Here is an 18264-nt window from a genome sequence, read left to right as displayed (position 1 = left end):
TATCCGGCATCAGGAAAACTAACCTGTGCCCAAATGGGTAATCCGCATACAATCGCCTCAACAACTGGACGGCCTCTGAGGCCAATATAATAGTCAGGTTCCGATTGTGCAGGTGCAACCTGTCACCATTTTTCAGTACACTGCAACTCGTCTGGCTGGGTCCTAACTTCCAACTGACTGATATTCGGTATCTTTTCTCAGCATCGACCAGATTATTCTCGCGTTCTTGTTAGCGACCGCCACGGTCGTTTTATTAAACCCGCGCCGTTCCTTTAACTGGTTAACCCACTGATGCAGGCTGCCATCATTGTTATTCGTGGCAACTCTGACGACAGCGCGGGCACCATGAATAAAAAGTGTCCGCAAATGCTTGTCGCCTTTTTTCGTCATATTCATCAGTACCTGCTTGTCGCCACTCGAGTGCTGTCGTGGAACCAGACCAAGCCATGCGGCAAAGTGACGACCATTTTTAAATTCAGTTCCTTTGCCAATCGCGGCAACAACAGCCGTGGCTGTTTTAGGACCAATGCCTTTAACTTTGGCAATGCGCTGGCAGGCTTCTGATTGCCTGAACACAGCATCAATTTCTTTATCAAAAAAGTTTATACGACGACCCAGATCGTTAAAAAGATCATAGAGTTCTGCAATCGTTCTGCGCATTCTAACGCTAAGACCATTTTCAGCATCTTCAAGGATAAGCGGAACGGCACGACGAACTCTTGAGACTGCCGCGCCGATTGTTATTCCCCGATCAAGCAGCAGCCCTCGGATTTGACAGACTGTAGCAGTACGATGATTAACAATACGCTGTCTTGCACGGTGTAGAGCCTGAATATCCTGCTGTTCAAGGCTTTTCGGTGGAACAAACTGCATCGTAGGTTGCATCAGAGCCACAGCTATCGCCTGCGCATCGTTACCGTCATTTTTTTGCCCACGGACAAAAGGTTTTACATATTGGGGGCTGATGACTTTTACGTTATGACCCAATTTCTCAAACTCACGCTGCCAGTAAAATGCGCCTGTGGATGCTTCTATACCGATCAGACAGGCCGGAATATTAGCTACTGTCTGGAGTAATTCTTTTCGGCCAGTGCGTTTCGTATAAACCGGTTTGCCGGCCTGATTTAATCCGCAGAGCTGAAAAACATTTTTAGCCAGATCAATACCCAGAAATACGATATTCATGGTGATTCTCCTGCTGAACATATTTCGTACAGTTAACCGCAGAGGGAAGAGGTAGTCCATCCCATTAACTGGAAAGCGAAGTATGGTGGCATGGAAGCCTCTGATATCAAAAAGATGAAGGATCTTGAGGATGAAAACCGCCGTCTCAAACAGATGTTTGCCGACCTGAGTCTGGAAAATCGCGCGTTAAAAGACGTCATTGAAAAAAATGTATGGTTCGCCCCCGTTTTGCAAGCACACGATGATAAAAGCTGTTTGCGTTAATGTATCCGGCCTCTTGCAAGTCAGCTGCTTTTGGCAGCAAGGCCATGATGGAATAAGCGCGTCAGGTTCCCAATAAGCTTCTTAGGCTGTTAAAGCCGTTTTTTTGTCCCGGGTTTACAAGACGCCATTGCACAGTTTTGTCATCACATACCCTGCAAACTGGTAAGATTTTAAGCGAGTTCAGATTTCTCGTTGCTGTAAATAAAAAGCGCCCGGTCGTGTCATGACAGCCCAGATAATTCGGGCAATTTTGTTCGCCAGTGCGACAACAACCTTATTGCGGTGTACACCGCGCTCTTCCATAAGTTGTACCCACTGTCCCAGAAAATTTGTTGTCCTGTTCAAATGCAGAACACAGGTTCGGGCTCCATGGATAAGCAGTTTTCTCAGGTAAGCATTGCCACGTTTACTCATACCTAATAAACGTTGCTTGCCTCCTGTTGAGTATTCTCGTGGTACAAGCCCCAGCCAGGCAGCTAAATTGCGCCCTGATTTAAATTGTTGGCCATTACCTACAAACGCCGTCATTGCCGTCGCTGTCAATTTCCCTACACCGGGAATAGACGTCAGCCTTTTAGCTATTCCATCTGCATCAGCGATAGACTCAATCTGGCGACGTAAGTGCAACAGTTTTTCCTCAAGAGACCGATATTCCTGCCAGAGATCAATGAGTATATCCCTCATTGATGGACTCAGTTCGTTTGGCTCGTCAGATAACAGAGAAGGCATATCATGTGTAAATTTGGCAATCCCACTGTGGATAGTTAATCCGTATTCCAGGAGAAATGCCCTGGCCTGATTCACCACCGCTGTTTTATGAGACACCACGCGTTCTCTGATCCGATGTAATGCCTGTAGATCGAGCTGTGCCGTTGTTTTTGGTATCACTGTCCGCATAGTAGGACGAGAAATGGCTTCGGCTATTGCTTCAGCATCAATCAGGTCATTCTTGTTTGATTTAACGAAAGGTTTTACAAATTGTGCCGGGACGATGCAGGGCGTATGTCCAAATGATTTAGCCTTTCTGGCCAGCCAATGGCAACCCGGACAGGCTTCCATTCCAATCGTTGTTTGGGGTAAGCGGGCTAGATATTCAATCAATTTAACGCGGGTAAAACATCGCCTAATCAGGATATTTCCTTTATCGTCCATCCCTACTACATGGAACGTATTTTTACCGATATCAATACCCATTCGGCTAAGGGACTGTGCTTTTGTTCGTGACATAACACACCTCCAATATAAGGGCTGACAGCAAGTGCAATTTTAGCAAGTTGAGTGGGGGCGAACCATTCCATTAGCTTTAAAACCAGCGATAAAGCGTGAGTTCGTCAGCTATGTGAAAGAGATGTTTTCGATGAGCGTACGCCAGGCTTGCAGGACATTATCGCTGAGCAGGACGGTCTATTTTTACCAGCCCGATACCCGTCGCGATGAGCCGGTGATCCAGGCGCTGACTGAACTGGCGGAGCGCTATCCGCGATACGGCTTTAAGAAGCTGTTCCAGTTGCTGCGCAGGCAGGGCAACAGGTGGAACCATAAACGCGTTCACCGGATTTACTGCCTGCTGAAACTGAATTTTCGCCGTAAGGGAAAGCAACGTCTGCCGATGCGCAATCCGGCTCCGCTGGCGACGCCGGAAGCACTTAACCAGAGCTGGTCGATAGATTTTATGCATGATGCGCTGGTGTGTGGCAGACGCTTGCGGACCTTCAATGTGGTGGATGATTTTAACCGTGAAGCGCTGGCGATAGAAATTGACCTGAATATCCCGGCGCAACGCGTCGTGAGAGTGCTAGACAGGATAGTGGCAAACCGCGGCTATCCGCGGAAGATGCGTATGGATAACGGGCCAGAACTGGTCTCACTGGCACTGGCGCAATGGGACGAAGAACATGGTGTGTTGCTGGAATTTATCAAGCCGGGAAAGCCGACGCAGAATGCGTTTATCGAGCGTTTTAACCGGACATACCGGACAGAGATACTGGATTTTTATCTGTTCAGAACCCTGAATGAAGCGCGGGAAATTACTGAGCGCTGGCTGGCTGAATATAACAACGAGCGGCCTCATGAATCCCTGAACAACCTGACGCCAGAAGAGTACCGGCTGATGGCCGAAAACCCGGAAGTCTCAAAAAGTGCGTGGAACTAAAGCTGGGATACTTACAGTGGGGTAGTCTACGCGTAAACCCTAAATGTGGAAAAAAAAGATACCGTCGAGCCAGGAGGTGGTACTTTCACCTTTTTTGGCACCTTCCCGGCCCATGGGATCAGCCCCTGGCAGAGCTTTTTTTTGAAATGACGGGGCATATGTTCTGCTTCTGGGATTCGTTGGCCGTGGTCTTACATACAGGTAGCTAACACCAAAATTATGTACTACGGAAATGGAAATTTCGGCGTTTCCGGCGTAAGCCCACGATATGGCTGTGCTCTCCCTGCGAACCTAGTGGTAATTCGGCATTTTCACTGCGGTGACTTATAGGAAATTTCGAAGTGGTCATGAGCTCAATAAAAGCAGATGAACAATATGATTAAATGTGCAGGATCGTCGGAGATGTTGTCTTTACGTTGCATGATTCCGGAATTGAATCATTTCGCCGTTGACGAGATGACGACGCGAATCTTGGCGATAGTTTCCATGATTAACATTCCAGGTTACTTCACAAAAAGGAGGAGTGTGACACACACCCGGGGTGGTCAAAATCGGGCGCTGATCACCCCGGAAACCTGCTCACTTTTGCACGCTGTTTTACACGCTATCGCCTGTAATGGGTTAATACCCGAGTTTAAGCCCGCGCTTGGCCCATCACCCGCGCGGACTGACATCAAAGCTAAAGTATTGCTTATTAAGTCGGCTGAAAGTTCCGTCGGTTTTAATTGCCGCTATCGCCTGGTCAATGCTTTCCCTAAGTTTATCATCTCCTTTGCGCAACCCCAGCCCGGTACCTTTGCCAAACAGATCATTGTCGATAACTTCCTTGCCGTTTAACTCAAACTGCGCGCCTTGAGGTTTACCCAGAAAGGCCACGGAAGCCGAGCTGGCGTCATCGAGGGTGGCATCAAGCCTGCCCAAGGCTAAATCGGCATAAACCTGATCGGGGGACGCGTAGGGAACCACGGTGACGCCGCTATCACGCCAGTACTTATTGGCGTAAGTTTCAAATACCGAGCCTTGCTGCACGCCTACCCGCTTGCCTTTTAACGTTTCGACGCTGGCGGCGGATAATCCCGACTGCTTATGGGTAATCAAATACGCCGGCGTGGTGAATAACGCGGTGGAGTAATCGATTGATTTCTTTCGTTCTTCATTAATAGATAGTGATGAAAGAATGGCGTCGAACTTTTTGGCTTTCAGCGCGGGGATTAAGCCATCAAACGAGTTTTCGACAAATACGCATTTTCTGTTCATTTTCTCGCAGATTGACTTGCCCAGGTCAACGTCAAAGCCAACCAGATTGCCCTTGGCATCTTTGGATTCAAAAGGGGGGAAGGTGGGATCAATACCTAGCCGCAGCGCCGTTTGTGTGGCGGAAAAAGCGCTGTGACTGACGGCCAGCATGACCAATACCAATGCTAATTGCTTCATTATTTCACCTTTATTTTTACCACAGGGCTATTGTAAGTTAAAACGGTCAGGGCGGAACGGCGACAGCATAGGATGTGCCTTGCCCGTGGTAATTTCCCAGCTAAGCAGTTCACCAATAATCAACGCAAGCGTCGCGCCTGAATGGGTAAACGCGACATAACAGCCCGGCGCTTGCTTAATCTCGCCCAATACCGGGAAGCCATCGGCAGGAACGGGTTTCCACCCCGCTTTATAACCTGCCAAGGCCAGCGGCGTTGCCGGGTTAAGGATTTGGTTGGCCTCGGCTAACAGTTGCGTGATGATGCTGTCGGAGACCGTGCAATGACCCAACTCATCTTCTCTAATATCATCAGCATACCAGCTGTGATCCACCGCCAGCCTAGCGCCGGGATGAGGTCGCATCGCCACTCTGGGGGTGTTCAGCACCACGGCCGGGCGCGCATCCACGGGCTGGGTAATGGCGAGCATCGATAATACCGAGCCGTCCGGCAGATCTATTCCCATTCCCGCCAACACCTTGGTAGTGGATGGGCCGCAGGCCAGCAAGACTTTATCGCAGAGATATTCACCCTTTGCGGCTGACACCACCCCGTTAACTGTACCCTGAGCATCAAGCAGCGGCACGGTGTTGCCCGCATTCTCGATAATCGTGCCGCCAAGCTGTATAAATTCCGCCGCCATATGGGCGATAAATTCGGGCAGACTGACCCAGCCTTCGCCGGCATTATAAATTGCGACAGCCGTTAACGCGGCGGGATTGATATTGGCATCGATATTATTGACGTCGGCGGCCGGATAAAGGGCAGAATCATAACCACGCTGATGTTCTTGCATATGCCATTGCAACACTTCATCCTTTTCCGACCAGAACAACCCACCGTCGAATTTTAACCAGTCCACGCCGGGATTTTTACAATAGAGCGTGCGGTACCGATCAATACTCGCCATCCTCAGTTTATAATACTCGTCGGGCCAGGGGCCGGAGGCGTTTAACCAGGATAATGAGCGGCCCGAAGCGCCGGAGGCTAACGTCGTTTGGGTAAACAGGCTGGTTCGCATACCGTAGCGCGCCAGGTGCAGCGCGCAGGACATACCAATCACCCCGCCGCCAATAACCGCGATTTTCATTCTTACCTCCCTAAAAGTTAACATTTATTCCACTAACGTTTAACAGTAACGTTAAACCTAGCCCTCGGGTAATAACGAAAACTTATTCTGGCACAGTTTATGTAAACAAGTATGACGGGCTGCCGCCGGCCGCGTATAGCAGTGTATTGCCGAATTCCAGGCCGCCTAGCTGCGCATCGGGTGAAATAGGCGATATTCGCAGATGCACGACGTAACCGGATGGCGAACTCACCTTGCTCTTCGATATTGACCTGACGATACTGACTCCCGTGCCCCACAATACTGATCTCTTCCCAATCTGCGGCCCAAGCCGCTAAATGCATCTTTCGTCGTCGCGCACCGGCGCAATCTGTCGCAACGAGTGAGGGCTTTTATGAATTGGACTGAGGAAGTGTTGAAGCCTTATTTTGACTAATGTCTGGGTGAACTAGGAGAACGGGGGTGGTTAAAGCGCACTTATTTATTTAGTGTCTGTTAATTAATACATCGTGGCATTTACCATGTCCGCTTGACGCCCTGATACATTCGACAAGCTTTTTACGGCATCAGTAAGGGCGATTTTCTCTCTCCCAGTGCCAGAAAATATTTCGCTTCGTCATAACGGGTTCTGGTCTTCCAGCAGTGGTAAATGATCCTTATCCATTTGAATGCCAGAGCCCGGTTTGTGATGGATGGCGACAGCCTGAGTCTTCCGCCAAGAGGCTACGACAAAAACCACCCGTTGTTAGCGGAATTAAAACGCAAAGATTTTATCTCGGTTAAAAGCATTGCGTTTGAGGATCTGTGCAAGCCAGATGTTATGGATTTTTGCGCACAGCAGTTCAGGCATTGCGCGCCGCTGATGTCCTACCTGTGTTTTGCACTTGAGCTGGATTTCTAAAACCCCGTTGAGAAAAACCGTACCGGCCATATTTTGCCGGGCTGAATTTCAGGCATAAAAAAGACATCAGCTTTACTACAGTCTGAAAACCTGGGTGGATAAGTTCCTAAATCGGAGCGGATAATGTCAGTGTAGCGACAAGTTGCTAAGAAATGTGTGGCGAAACATTCAATGCCGACAAACCCTCCTGACAGACACCCAAAATTACTTCATTTAATTCAATGCATTAATGTAAACATCCCGTATGGCATGTCCCATGCTTGTTCCTTTCCAAACCTTGAGTTGAGCAACACCAAGCTGGAGAGTGAGTCATGCAGAGAAAAATGAAAACCATGGACGGGAATACGGCGGCAGCCTATGTGTCTTATGCCTTCACGGATGTTACCGCGATTTATCCTATTACACCGTCAACTCCGATGGCAGAAAGTGTCGATGAATGGGCCGCACAGGGTAAAAAAAACCTGTTTGGTCAAACCGTAAAAATCATGGAGATGCAGTCCGAGTCTGGCGCTGCCGGGGCAATACACGGTGCCTTGCAAGCCGGCGCATTGGCCACCACTTATACCGCTTCGCAGGGGTTGTTGTTAATGACGCCTAACATGTACAAGATTGCCGGTGAACTGCTGCCTGCCGTTTTTCATGTCAGTGCGCGTGCTCTGGCAACCAACTCGTTAAATATCTTTGGGGATCACCAGGATGTCATGGCTGTTCGCCAGACCGGTTGCGCCATGCTGGCGGAAAGCAGCGTCCAGCAGGTGATGGACCTGGCGGCGGTGGCACATCTGACCGCCATCAAAGGACGTATCCCGTTTATCAACTTCTTTGATGGTTTCCGTACCTCTCACGAAATTCAGAAAATCGAAGTTCTCGATTATAAAGAACTGGCCGCGTTGCTGGACTGGGATGCTGTTACGCGTTTTCGCCAGAATGCGTTACATCCGGACCATCCCGTCGTACGCGGTACGGCGCAAAACCCGGATATTTATTTCCAGGAGCGTGAAGCGTCGAATAAATTCTATATGGCTCTGCCGGAAATGGTGGAGTCATACATGGCCAAAATCAGCAAGCTCACCGGCCGCGAGTACCACCTGTTCAACTATTACGGTGCGCCGGATGCTGGCCGGATGATTATCGCGATGGGGTCGGTGTGTGAAACCATTCAGGAAACGGTGGATTACCTTAATGCCAGCGGAGAGAAAGTCGGCGTGCTGACCGTGCACCTTTACCGACCTTTTTCCCTGAAGCATTTCTTTAAATACATTCCGAAAAGTGTCAGTAATATTGCCGTTCTCGACCGGACTAAAGAGCCGGGTTCACTGGCGGAACCGCTGTATCTCGACGTGAAAAGTGCGTTTTATAACAGCGACTGGCGCCCGGTGATTGTCGGCGGCCGCTACGCACTGGGCGGTAAAGATATTCTGCCTTCTCATATTATTTCTATCTTCGATAACCTGCTTTCTGAACGTCCGCGCGATGGCTTTACGGTGGGGATCAACGACGATGTCACCTTTACCTCATTGCCGCTCTCAGGTCGTGATCTTGATACCTCAGCCAGCGAAACGACCGCCTGTAAATTCTGGGGACTGGGTTCAGACGGGACCGTCGGGGCCAATAAAAGTGCCATCAAAATTATCGGCGACAAAACCGATATGTATGCGCAGGCCTATTTTGCTTATGACTCTAAAAAGTCCGGCGGCGTCACGATGTCGCATCTGCGCTTTGGTCATAGCCCGATCAAATCCCCGTATTTAATCGATAAAGCTGATTTTATTTCATGCTCACAACAATCCTACGTTAACAAATATCACCTGCTGGCAGGGCTGAAACCGGGTGGAACCTTCCTGCTCAACTGTAGCTGGGATGTTGCGGAGCTGGACGAAAAACTGCCCGTTGCCATGAAGCGCTATATCGCGGCATACGATATTCAGTTTTATATCGTCAATGCGGTCGGAATAGCCCAAAAACTGGGGCTGGGCGGGCGCTTTAATATGATCATGCAATCGGCTTTCTTCAAACTGGCAGACATCATTCCCCCGGCCCGCGCAGTGGAATACCTGAAACAAAGTATTGAGCATGCGTACGGTAATAAAGGTCAGAAAGTTGTCGATATGAACAATCTTGCGGTGGACAGCGGCATTGAATCGGTGGTGAAAATCAGCGTGCCGCAGGCGTGGAAGCACCTTGAGGACAACGTGGTGCCACACAAGATGCTGCCTGCATTTATTAAAGATATTCTGATCCCGATGAACCGTCAGGAAGGGGATTCGTTGCCGGTCAGCATTTTTGATGGCATCGAGGACGGCACCTTCCCGTCCGGCACGTCGGCATATGAAAAACGCGGGGTGGCGATTAACGTGCCTGTGTGGCAGACGGACAAATGTACTCAATGTAACCAATGTGCCTTTATCTGCCCGCATGCGGCTATCCGCCCTGTCCTGATTTCTGAAGAAGAGAGGCAAAATGCACCGGCAGGGTTCAGCGCCAAACTGGCCAGCGGAACAGAAGATGCCTGGTACCGCCTCGCCGTTTCTCCGCTCGATTGCTCCGGTTGCGGTAACTGTGCGGATGTCTGCCCGGTCAAAGGCAAGGCGCTGTCGATGCAACCGCTGGAATCGCAGGAACACGAAATTGATCTGTGGGAATATGCGCTCAGCCTGACACCCAAAGCCAATCCGCAAAATAAATTCACCGTGAAAGGCAGCCAGTTTGAACAGCCTCTGCTGGAGTTCTCCGGCGCCTGCGGGGGTTGCGGTGAAACGCCTTACGCCAAACTGGTGACTCAGTTATTTGGCGACAGAATGATGATTGCCAATGCGACCGGATGTTCATCGATCTGGGGCGCGAGCGCACCTTCTATTCCTTATACCACTAACCACAAAGGGCAAGGGCCGACCTGGGCCAACTCACTTTTTGAAGATAACGCCGAGTTTGGCCTTGGCATGCTGCTGGGTGTGGATGCGATTCGCGATACCCTCGCCACACAGGTTAAAGCGGCGCTCGACAATGCGCCGGATGCGCCACTGGATGCAGAACTGTCAGCCTGTCTGAGTGACTGGCTGGCAAATAAAGATCAGGGCGAAGGCACCCGTGAGCGGGCTGAAAAAGTAGTGGCACTTCTGGCTTCGCAGACGCCAGGGAAAAATCCGCACACCGACAGTATCTATGCCCACCGCGATTATCTGGCGAAGCGTTCTCACTGGATATTTGGCGGTGACGGCTGGGCCTACGATATCGGCTTCGGAGGGTTGGATCATGTGCTGGCATCGGGTAAGGACGTCAATGTTCTGGTATTTGATACCGAGGTCTATTCCAACACGGGCGGTCAGTCGTCTAAATCGACGCCAGCGGCAGCCATTGCGCAATTCGCTGCCAGCGGCAAGAAAACCCGAAAGAAAGATCTGGGCATGATGGCGATGAGTTACGGCTACGTGTATGTCGCACAAATCGCAATGGGAGCCGACAAAAATCAGACATTGCGGGCAATTGCCGAAGCCGAGGCGTATCCGGGACCTTCCCTCATTATCGCTTACGCGGCCTGCATCAACCACGGTATCGGTATGGGATGCAGTCAGCGTGAAGCCAAGCGTGCTGTCGAGGCAGGATATTGGGCTAATTACCGTTATCACCCGCAACTGAAAGAGGCCGGTAAAAACCCGTTCATTCTCGATTCTGAGGAACCTGAAGAGGATTTCCAGGCGTTTCTGGCAGGCGAAGTGCGCTACTCGTCATTGAAAAAGCTGTATCCGGAATTTGCCGAGTCTCTGTTTAAAAAGACCGAAGACGATGCACGCGAAAGACTTGAAGGCTATAAAAAACTCGCGTCATCCTGAGAGAAAACGGCGAGTCGTCATGGCACTAATCTTTTAATAAACATGTGATATATCAGGAGATGATTATGGCTACCATCGGTATTTTTTTTGGGTCTGATACCGGACAAACAAGAAAAGTTGCGAAGCTTATCCACCAGAAACTGGACGGGATTGCCGACGCGCCCCTGGATGTCCGGCGCGCAACCCGCGAACAGTTTTTATCCTACCCGGTCTTGCTGTTAGGTACGCCAACACTGGGCGATGGGGAGCTACCTGGTGTGGATGCAGGCAGTCAGTACGACTCCTGGCAGGAGTTCACCAACACGCTGTCTGAAGCTGATCTGAGCGGTAAGACGGTGGCATTGTTTGGGCTGGGCGATCAGCTTAACTATTCCAAAAATTTTGTTAGCGCAATGCGGATCCTCTATGACCTCGTCATTGCGCGTGGCGCCTGTGTTGTCGGTAACTGGCCGCGTGAAGGCTATAAATTCTCGTTTTCCGCTGCACTGCTGGAAAACAATGAGTTTGTCGGCCTGCCACTGGATCAGGAAAATCAATACGACCTGACAGAAGAGCGTATTGACACCTGGCTGGATAAGCTTAAACAAGCAGTGCTTTGACCCTCCGGTGATGGCACCTCTGCAAAAAATATAAAACCAGCCCTCTGGCTAATGCCGATCGTTTAAGGATCAGTTGACCGATCCGGTGGCTCGTGTAAAAAGGGTCCATGCTCATCATGGACCCTTTTTAAATGGAACTTTCACAAGCTCTCGGTATTATCAATCTTACTGCCCCCGATGAAGTTCAAAGCCTCGCTGACCTCCTGTCTCCTGACCTCATTCAGCAAGCTTTTTCTCTCACTGACACCGTCACCCTACGCAAGCGTAAACTCCCCCTCGAGTCCATGGTCTGGCTGGTTATCGGCATGGCCATATTCAACAATAAGCCTATGAGTCATATCGTTAATCTGATGGATATTGTTGACCGAACCGGACGCTCATTCACCGCACCCAGCTCCGTTATTGCCCGCAGAAAAACGTTAGGTGAAGATGCCATCCGGGTTCTGTTTGATATCACTCAGCAACACTGGCATGCAGAGGCAAAGCATCCTCTCTGGCACGGACTGACACTCAATGCCGTCGATGGCGTAGTCTGGCATACGCAGGACACACCTGAAAATGCAGAGGCCTTCGGTAAGGCTTCGAACCAGCACGGCGAACGCGGATATCCTCAGGTCCGCATGGTCTGCCTGATGGAACTGAGCAGTCACCTGTTGCGGGCCAGTGTGATGGACAGTTACGACGTGAACGAGATGCGCCTGGCGGCAAAGCTGGCAGCCAGCGCGCCGGATAACAGTATTACGCTGTTCGATAAGGGTTTTTACTCTTTAGGCCTGCTACATGACTGGCATAATGCGGGCGAAAATCGCCACTGGCTGACGCCGCTGAAAAAGAACACGCAGTACGAGGTGGTGTGTAAGCTCGGCAAACAGGACGAGCTGATACGGCTGAAAACGTCACCGCAGGCCAGAAAACAGTGGGAAGGACTGCCGGAAGAAATGACCGTGCGGCTTATCCGCCGGAAGGTCAATGGCGTTGAACGGCAGGTACTGACGTCAATGACGGATGCGATGCGTTATCCGGCCGCCAGCGTGGCGGAGCTTTATAAGCATCGCTGGGAAATCGAGTTAGGATACCGGGAGACGAAGCAGTTTTTACTGGGGAACCGGTGGGCGCTGAGAAGCAAACTGCCGGAAATGGTGAGGTAGGAACTGTGGGGTATCCTGCTGAGTTATAACCTTATTCGTTACCAGATGATCAAGATGGCGTTCAGCCTGAAGGGAGATTATCTGCCTTATCAGCTGAGTTTTAGCGGTGCAGTGTCGGAGATATTACGGTTGTTAATCGGGCTGCCGTGGGCATCAGCGGGAGCCATCCCGGGTCATCTGAAGCATTTTTACAGCAACGCAGCAATGCTAAAACTTCCCTCGAGACGTGAGCGTGAATATGTCAGGGAAGTGAGAGAAAAAAGGTCGAAATATCCCTTAAAAAACAATGCCGGTCACCTTAAGTGACCGGCATTAGCCCTCTGGCTGGTTTTGTTCTGTCGGCGGGTATCCGGTTTTCGCATACTATCTCTGGTCATTGCGGGTGAAATACGCAGAACCTGAGGCGCTGCGCCTAATCTTCCGGCGCAAAACAGGTGTTCCATTCGCAACATTCATTACAGCTTGGTGAACGGCAGACGATTTCTCCCAGCGACTGCAGGCATTGCTGGCGGTAGAAGAACTTTTTCCAGCGCATATTCTGGTGATTCATCCTGACCAGTTCGGGAAAGCAATCGGTCATCAGGTCGCGCAGTTCAGCGCGGGAATCCAGCCCCAGATCCTGCCACAGATGGTCAAACCCCATCGACGCTGTGGCGATCAGTTCATGCATCGGCGCGGCCTCCGGCACCAGTGACTGTGCGAGCCACTGCGCCAGTTGTTCCCGCTCACAGGTGCGTACCTGCTGCAACAACCCGAGCAGTTTTTGCTGCTCGAGTTGTAACGTTGAAAGCACCGGCGCAGCGCGTCCGGTATGTTGCAGTAAAGCCTGCCAGGCGACGTCTCCCAGCCCCATCTGTGGCGGAAAACGTGAGCGCCCGGTCAGGTGCAGTGACAGCAACCGGCTTAACCACCCCTGCGCGCCGTTCATTACGCCACCCCGCGAATGCTGATTTCACCCCCGGCCAGCTTTCGTTGCTGCCACCATTGCGCCAGCACGGTTTCTACCGGCTGCCAGGCGCCGTCCACCTGCGGCGCAATGCCCGCCGCTTCCAGACGTTTCCACGGCGTCAGGCCAATGCGGGCACAGAATACCGCTTTGACATCTGCCAGCAGTTCCAGCAATGCATCCATGTTCTGCGCCGCATCTTCCGGCTCGCAGTCATCCGGCGAGCGGCAATAGCGTGGCGTAAAACGCTGCCCGACCTGCATCACACCTGCCGCCGACAGGCTGTACAGCGTAAAACGATCGGCGTGACCGAAATGCTGATCAACAGCCTGCCCCTGTGACGTTGCGACCGCCACCAGACAGGCGTCCGCTTCTTCGGATTCGCCCTGCGATACAATACTTGCGTGAAGCTGTGCGCGCTGATGCAGCACCGGTAAGTAAGGCGGTGGGTTAACCGGCACGGATGCCAGCGGGAAAGCCGCATTGCGGTCTTCACCCAGCATGCCGATGGCGTCTGCGCGGCACTGATGGCAGTGCGTCATCTGCGGCATCGAAATACCGCAGGATTTTCGCACCGAGGCCACCATATCGGCATCCGGTTCCGCCTGCCCGTTCAGCCCGAAAACGGTGCCATGTTCCGGACGTGAAATCAGCGGCATGATGTTATGCAAAAACGCGCCCCATTCGCCCGCCTGCTGGCTGACCACCTGCATATGCTGGTCGTTAATCCCCGGGATCAGCACCGAATTGATTTTAACCAGTACACCTTTTTCAATCAGCTTTCTGATGCCTTCAGCCTGCCGTTCGATCAGTAAGTCTGCCGCCATCCGACCCGTATAACGCTCGCCTTCATACCACAGCCAGGCATAGATTTTTTCGGCGACTGCCACATCAAGCGCATTCATCGTCACCGTCACGTGATCCACACCGATATCCACCAGCCGGTCCACCACATCCGGCAACATCAGGCCATTGGTGGAAAGACACAGTTTGAGATCCGGCAATTGCTGGCGCAGCAGTTCGAGGGTTTGGAACGTACGACCGATATTGGCCAGCGGATCGCCAGGTCCGGCAATACCGACCACGGAAAGTTGCGGGATCGCCGCCGCCACCTGACGGGCTTTGGCGACAGCCTGCTCGGGAAGCAACAATTCCGACACGACACCCGGACGTGATTCGTTACTACAATCATATTTGCGGTTGCAGTAATGGCATTGCAGATTACAGGCAGGGGCGACGGCCAGGTGCATACGGGCAAAGCGGTGATGCCCGCTGACGGAATAACACGGATGTTGCGCCGCTTTACGGGCCAGTTGTTCATTTACACGGGACGGGCTTTGGCCGGAGCAACCCGCAGAGGAAGGACAGGATGTCATAGCGGTAAACCTTAATCAGCAGAAGGTTCTGAATATCTGCAAAGATTATACCGTCGGAAAAAATGATAAAAATTGTTATTTATTAGAATATTACAACTAATGCATGCGCGTTTTTTTTGTCAGGTTCAGGGCGTTGTGCCGACATTGTTTCAAAAGCAACAAGGCCGGCACGCCACCGTGTGAGGATGTCGGCTCAGATACGGTGCATGTTGATGTCCATAATCTGGATACGGTAGGCAATCTGGCGCGGTGTCATGCCCAGCAGTCGGGCCGCTTTGGCCTGCACCCAGCCGGTTTTCTCCAGTGCGGCAATCACCCGCTGGCGTTCGTCGAGTTCCTGATCCAGCCAGCTTTCATCTGTCGCCAGCGGCAGGCCGGATTTGACGGACAGCGCCGGGGATTCGTGGTGATTGAACAGGATCACGTCGCGGTCGATCAGCCCTTCATCGGTCATTACCGACGCCCGTTCGAGACAGTTTTCCAGTTCACGCACGTTGCCTGGCCAGCTGTAGGTCATCAGCAGACGCACCGCGCCGTCGCTGATGCGCAGTTCCCGCCCCTGACGCAGCGCAATCTTTTTGACCAGAAACGGCGCCAGATCGGCGATATCATCCAGCCTTTCACGCAGTGCAGGCAGCGAAACCGGCATCACGTTCAGGCGATAATACAGATCTTCGCGAAAATTCCCGGCACGCACTTCCTCCTCAAGATTACGGTTGGTGGCAGCAATAATGCGCACATCGACTTTCAGCGTGGTATCGCCGCCGACCCGTTCCATTTCACCTTCCTGCAAAATGCGCAGCAGTTTGGCCTGAAACGACGCACTCGATTCGCCGATTTCATCGAGGAATAACGTGCCCCCGTCCGCCAGTTCAAAGCGGCCTTTACGGGTACGGATAGCGCCGGTAAAGGCCCCTTTTTCATGGCCGAACAGTTCGCTTTCCAGCAGGTTATCCGGCAGCGCGGCGCAGTTGAATTTCACAAATGGCGCGGCCGCACGGGGTGAATTGTAATGAATGGCATTGGCGATAAGTTCCTTGCCGGTGCCGCTTTCACCACGTACCAGAACCGTGGTATCCCATTTGGAAACCTGCCGTAAAATGTCCATCGTCTGGCGCATCGCCTGACTTTTCCCGACCATCTGCTCGAAACCAAACTGGCGCGGGACACTGCACCGGACCGGCGTTTGAGCAGGCAATGATTCCGGGGGCGTGGCGGAACGCAGTGGCTGGCTGATAAGATTGGCAACCATTTCTAAAAACCGCGTACTGGCAGTCAGCCGGTCTTCGTGCAACGCCATCGGCTGTGCCACCAGCACACCCGCAGGCTGATTATCCGCACCGGGAATCGGCACGCCAATCAGCGGCAGGCTGTAATCGTAAATATTCAGGCGGTCGAGAAAACGCTGATCGTCTGAAATGCGCGGTAACACCAGCGCCTGACGCTGGCTCATCACCGCGCCGATCACGCCTTCCCCCATGCGGTAACGGACATGGCGGGTCTCTTTTTTCCTTTCGCCGTCGATGCCGTGCAGGGATTCCACAAAGAGTGCATTGCGTTCTTTATCAAACAGACACACCATGCCGTATTGCATAAATGCATGATCGTGCAGCACTTCGAGGATCGCCGCCAGCGCGCGCTCGGTGTTGCTTTCCTGACTCAGCGCCACGCTGATGCGATAAAGCGCCGTAAACTGGGCAGACATATCAAAGCGCCGGACAACCGGGCCCGCGGTAGGTAACTGGGTCATTTTAAGCCTCCGGTGAGAACCTGCTGTACCGGCAGGCGTAACGTCAGCAAGGTGCCGCCATCAGGGCGGACCGAGAGATCTAAAGAACCGCGATGATGGGCGATCAGCGTCTGGATAAGGCGCAGCTCCATACCATTCCCCGGACGGGAAAACGCCGCTTCCGGGCGGGCATAACGCACCCGTTCACGCGGCACATTATCGGTAATGTCAAAGCACAACCAGCTCGCATCCTGCTTCGCAACAATGTTCACCGAGAGCTTCAGAGACGGCATGGCCTGCGCCTGTGACAGCGTGTGATCAATCCATAAGCTCAGCGCGGTAAGGATTTGCGTTCGTTGCCCGACAGCGTGCAGATCAGATGGCATGACCACGTAACGCAACTCACCGTCACTGAGAAAATGGCTGTCGTACAGCGCGCTCAGATCATCGAAGAATTCACTGACCGGCCATTCTGCCTGCGGCTCAAAATCCAGCGACGGACGGCAGGCCTGTAAGCGACTCACCGCCTGCTCACCTTCGCGCCAGGCGAATTCCAGCGCCATGTTGTTGCCTTCTTCGCCGTTAAGACGACGCGCAGCCGCCAGCATATTGATTGGCCCGTTAAGCTGGATAAGCGCGGCATCGAGCGATTCGCGGATGGCTGCCAGCAATTTGCCGTTGGTAAGTTTTTGCTTGAGCCGGTCAAGATACCCCTGCTGCTGGCGGTGATGCTGATCGGTGCAGTCGGTGAGAACAATCAGTTTTCCCGGTGCTGTAATGCCGGTAAAAAAGCGGCTGGCCTCTTCATTGACGCCCTGCAATGACCACTGGCCGAAAGAAAACCAGCGTACGTTACGGCGCATGGAAACCGGCACCGGTTCGCCGCTGCTCAGCACATCTTTGAGTTGCGGATAGCCCATTTCAGCCAGCAACTCTTTTCCGCCGCAGTCAGCGCACAGGGTTTTGTAGGCCAGATTGTCCATCACCACATTGTCTTGCTCATCCACCACCACCACAGCGGCAGGAATGTTGTTCAGCACTTCCGTGAACAAGGTGATGTGGTTGCGCAATCGCTGCTCCAGTGCGTATTTCTCGCTGATATCTTTGTGCATGCCGAGGTAATGCTCCACCTGCCCGTCCGCGCCTAAAACAGGCGTGATAGTGACATCCGCCAGATAAAGCGAACGGTTATTGCGCCGGTTGATCAGCTGCCCGCTCCAGGGTTTACCCTGCAACAAAGTGCGCCACATTTCGTCATAGATATGTTTCGGCGTCTGCTGGCTGGCCAGCAGACGGTGGTTCTCGCCCAAAAGTGTCTCAAGTGAAAAACCCGTCTGGCGGCAGAATGCAGGATTGGCATAACAAATGCGCGCCTGCGGATCGGTCAGCGAAATCGCCACCGAAGATTGTTCAACCACGGTATAAAACAGTGAAGGATGTTGCAGCGACAAGCGGCTGGCGATATTCCCCTCAGGAAATGATGCTGATAACGCCGTGATGCTCATGTCTTTCTCCCCTTTATTGCGCAATGCCGGAACCCAAATCACACATATACTCACCCGGAATAACCGTGCAATTTGCAGGCCTTTCGCG

General features: G+C 52.2%; 12 protein-coding genes and 4 pseudogenes. 8 read left to right on the top strand and 8 right to left on the bottom strand.

What is annotated here, in order from left to right; genetic code table 11:
- Positions 1 to 162: 162 nt before the first annotated feature.
- A complete protein-coding gene (locus EX31_RS15455; RefSeq protein WP_037035509.1) occupies positions 163 to 1185 on the bottom strand; it encodes an IS110 family RNA-guided transposase in 1023 nt (340 codons plus the stop codon).
- A 66-nt stretch (positions 1186 to 1251) separates the two neighbouring features.
- Between EX31_RS15455 and EX31_RS15450 the strand changes: the two are divergent.
- A pseudogene (locus EX31_RS15450) lies at positions 1252 to 1392 on the top strand (transposase); the annotation flags it as partial.
- A gap of 237 nt (positions 1393 to 1629) precedes the next feature.
- Here the strand turns inward: EX31_RS15450 and EX31_RS15445 are convergent.
- The gene (locus EX31_RS15445; protein WP_037035508.1) at positions 1630 to 2676 is read right to left on the bottom strand and encodes an IS110 family RNA-guided transposase; all 1047 of its coding nucleotides are present in this window, start codon (positions 2674 to 2676) and stop codon (positions 1630 to 1632) included.
- A gap of 73 nt (positions 2677 to 2749) precedes the next feature.
- Between EX31_RS15445 and EX31_RS15440 the strand changes: the two are divergent.
- Together EX31_RS15440 and EX31_RS26565 are read left to right on the top strand one after the other, a co-directional pair.
- A pseudogene (locus tag EX31_RS15440) lies at positions 2750 to 3601 on the top strand (IS3 family transposase); the annotation flags it as partial.
- Between the two features lie 383 nt (positions 3602 to 3984).
- Entirely contained in the window at positions 3985 to 4053 is a 69-nt protein-coding gene (locus EX31_RS26565) for a DUF2767 family protein (protein ID WP_072012284.1), read from the top strand.
- Between the two features lie 202 nt (positions 4054 to 4255).
- On the opposite strand, the gene EX31_RS15435 is transcribed toward EX31_RS26565, so the two are convergent.
- The gene (locus EX31_RS15435) at positions 4256 to 5035 is read right to left on the bottom strand and encodes a transporter substrate-binding domain-containing protein (protein ID WP_037035506.1); all 780 of its coding nucleotides are present in this window, start codon (positions 5033 to 5035) and stop codon (positions 4256 to 4258) included.
- A 27-nt stretch (positions 5036 to 5062) separates the two neighbouring features.
- On the bottom strand, positions 5063 to 6163 hold the full coding sequence (locus EX31_RS15430; RefSeq protein ID WP_037035505.1) for an NAD(P)/FAD-dependent oxidoreductase: 1101 nt from the start codon (positions 6161 to 6163) through the stop codon (positions 5063 to 5065).
- A gap of 289 nt (positions 6164 to 6452) precedes the next feature.
- Between EX31_RS15430 and EX31_RS26370 the strand changes: the two are divergent.
- The 5 genes and pseudogenes from EX31_RS26370 to EX31_RS15410 all read left to right on the top strand — a co-directional run.
- Positions 6453 to 6578, top strand: a pseudogene (locus EX31_RS26370) (LysR family transcriptional regulator); the annotation flags it as partial.
- A gap of 213 nt (positions 6579 to 6791) precedes the next feature.
- Positions 6792 to 7043, top strand: a complete 252-nt coding sequence (locus EX31_RS15425) for a DUF2461 family protein (protein WP_037035504.1) — start codon at positions 6792 to 6794, stop codon at positions 7041 to 7043.
- Between the two features lie 311 nt (positions 7044 to 7354).
- Complete coding sequence (gene nifJ / locus EX31_RS15420; RefSeq protein ID WP_037035502.1) at positions 7355 to 10873, top strand: pyruvate:ferredoxin (flavodoxin) oxidoreductase; 3519 nt, start codon at positions 7355 to 7357, stop codon at positions 10871 to 10873.
- A 65-nt stretch (positions 10874 to 10938) separates the two neighbouring features.
- Positions 10939 to 11472 carry a flavodoxin gene (locus EX31_RS15415; RefSeq protein ID WP_037035501.1) on the top strand — a complete coding sequence of 178 codons (534 nt, stop codon included), beginning with the start codon at positions 10939 to 10941 and terminating at the stop codon, positions 11470 to 11472.
- Between the two features lie 131 nt (positions 11473 to 11603).
- Positions 11604 to 12926 (top strand): annotated as a pseudogene (locus tag EX31_RS15410) (IS4-like element IS1271 family transposase).
- Between the two features lie 106 nt (positions 12927 to 13032).
- Here EX31_RS15410 and EX31_RS15405 read toward each other — a convergent pair.
- The 4 genes from EX31_RS15405 to nifL form a co-directional block, all read right to left on the bottom strand.
- Positions 13033 to 13548 carry a nitrogen fixation protein NifQ gene (locus EX31_RS15405; RefSeq protein ID WP_037035500.1) on the bottom strand — a complete coding sequence of 172 codons (516 nt, stop codon included), beginning with the start codon at positions 13546 to 13548 and terminating at the stop codon, positions 13033 to 13035.
- Positions 13548 to 14942, bottom strand: coding sequence for a nitrogenase cofactor biosynthesis protein NifB (gene nifB, locus EX31_RS15400; RefSeq protein WP_037035498.1), 1395 nt, complete (start codon positions 14940 to 14942; stop codon positions 13548 to 13550). Before nifB ends, EX31_RS15405 begins: the two co-directional genes overlap by 1 nt.
- A gap of 193 nt (positions 14943 to 15135) precedes the next feature.
- Entirely contained in the window at positions 15136 to 16692 is a 1557-nt protein-coding gene (nifA, locus tag EX31_RS15395) for a nif-specific transcriptional activator NifA (protein WP_037035497.1), read from the bottom strand.
- Positions 16689 to 18176 carry a nitrogen fixation negative regulator NifL gene (gene nifL / locus EX31_RS15390; RefSeq protein ID WP_037035496.1) on the bottom strand — a complete coding sequence of 496 codons (1488 nt, stop codon included), beginning with the start codon at positions 18174 to 18176 and terminating at the stop codon, positions 16689 to 16691. Before nifL ends, nifA begins: the two co-directional genes overlap by 4 nt.
- Positions 18177 to 18264: the final 88 nt, after the last annotated feature.

Origin of the sequence: Rahnella sp. WP5 (assembly GCF_000745615.1) — a bacterium.
GTDB classification, from domain to species: domain Bacteria; phylum Pseudomonadota; class Gammaproteobacteria; order Enterobacterales; family Enterobacteriaceae; genus Rahnella; species Rahnella aceris.
The sequence above is the reverse complement of the archived record's forward strand: the minus strand, read 5'-3'. Positions and strand labels throughout refer to the sequence as shown.

Coding starts and splice junctions, on each gene's coding strand:
- nifA (WP_037035497.1), bottom strand. CDS start 16,692: ATGACCCAGTTACCTACCGCGGGCCCGGTTGTCCGGCGCTTTGATATG.
- EX31_RS15430 (WP_037035505.1), bottom strand. CDS start 6,163: ATGAAAATCGCGGTTATTGGCGGCGGGGTGATTGGTATGTCCTGCGCG.
- EX31_RS15415 (WP_037035501.1), top strand. CDS start 10,939: ATGGCTACCATCGGTATTTTTTTTGGGTCTGATACCGGACAAACAAGA.
- nifL (WP_037035496.1), bottom strand. CDS start 18,176: ATGAGCATCACGGCGTTATCAGCATCATTTCCTGAGGGGAATATCGCC.
- EX31_RS15405 (WP_037035500.1), bottom strand. CDS start 13,548: ATGAACGGCGCGCAGGGGTGGTTAAGCCGGTTGCTGTCACTGCACCTG.
- EX31_RS15445 (WP_037035508.1), bottom strand. CDS start 2,676: ATGTCACGAACAAAAGCACAGTCCCTTAGCCGAATGGGTATTGATATC.
- nifB (WP_037035498.1), bottom strand. CDS start 14,942: ATGACATCCTGTCCTTCCTCTGCGGGTTGCTCCGGCCAAAGCCCGTCC.
- EX31_RS15435 (WP_037035506.1), bottom strand. CDS start 5,035: ATGAAGCAATTAGCATTGGTATTGGTCATGCTGGCCGTCAGTCACAGC.
- nifJ (WP_037035502.1), top strand. CDS start 7,355: ATGCAGAGAAAAATGAAAACCATGGACGGGAATACGGCGGCAGCCTAT.
- EX31_RS15455 (WP_037035509.1), bottom strand. CDS start 1,185: ATGAATATCGTATTTCTGGGTATTGATCTGGCTAAAAATGTTTTTCAG.
- EX31_RS15425 (WP_037035504.1), top strand. CDS start 6,792: ATGATCCTTATCCATTTGAATGCCAGAGCCCGGTTTGTGATGGATGGC.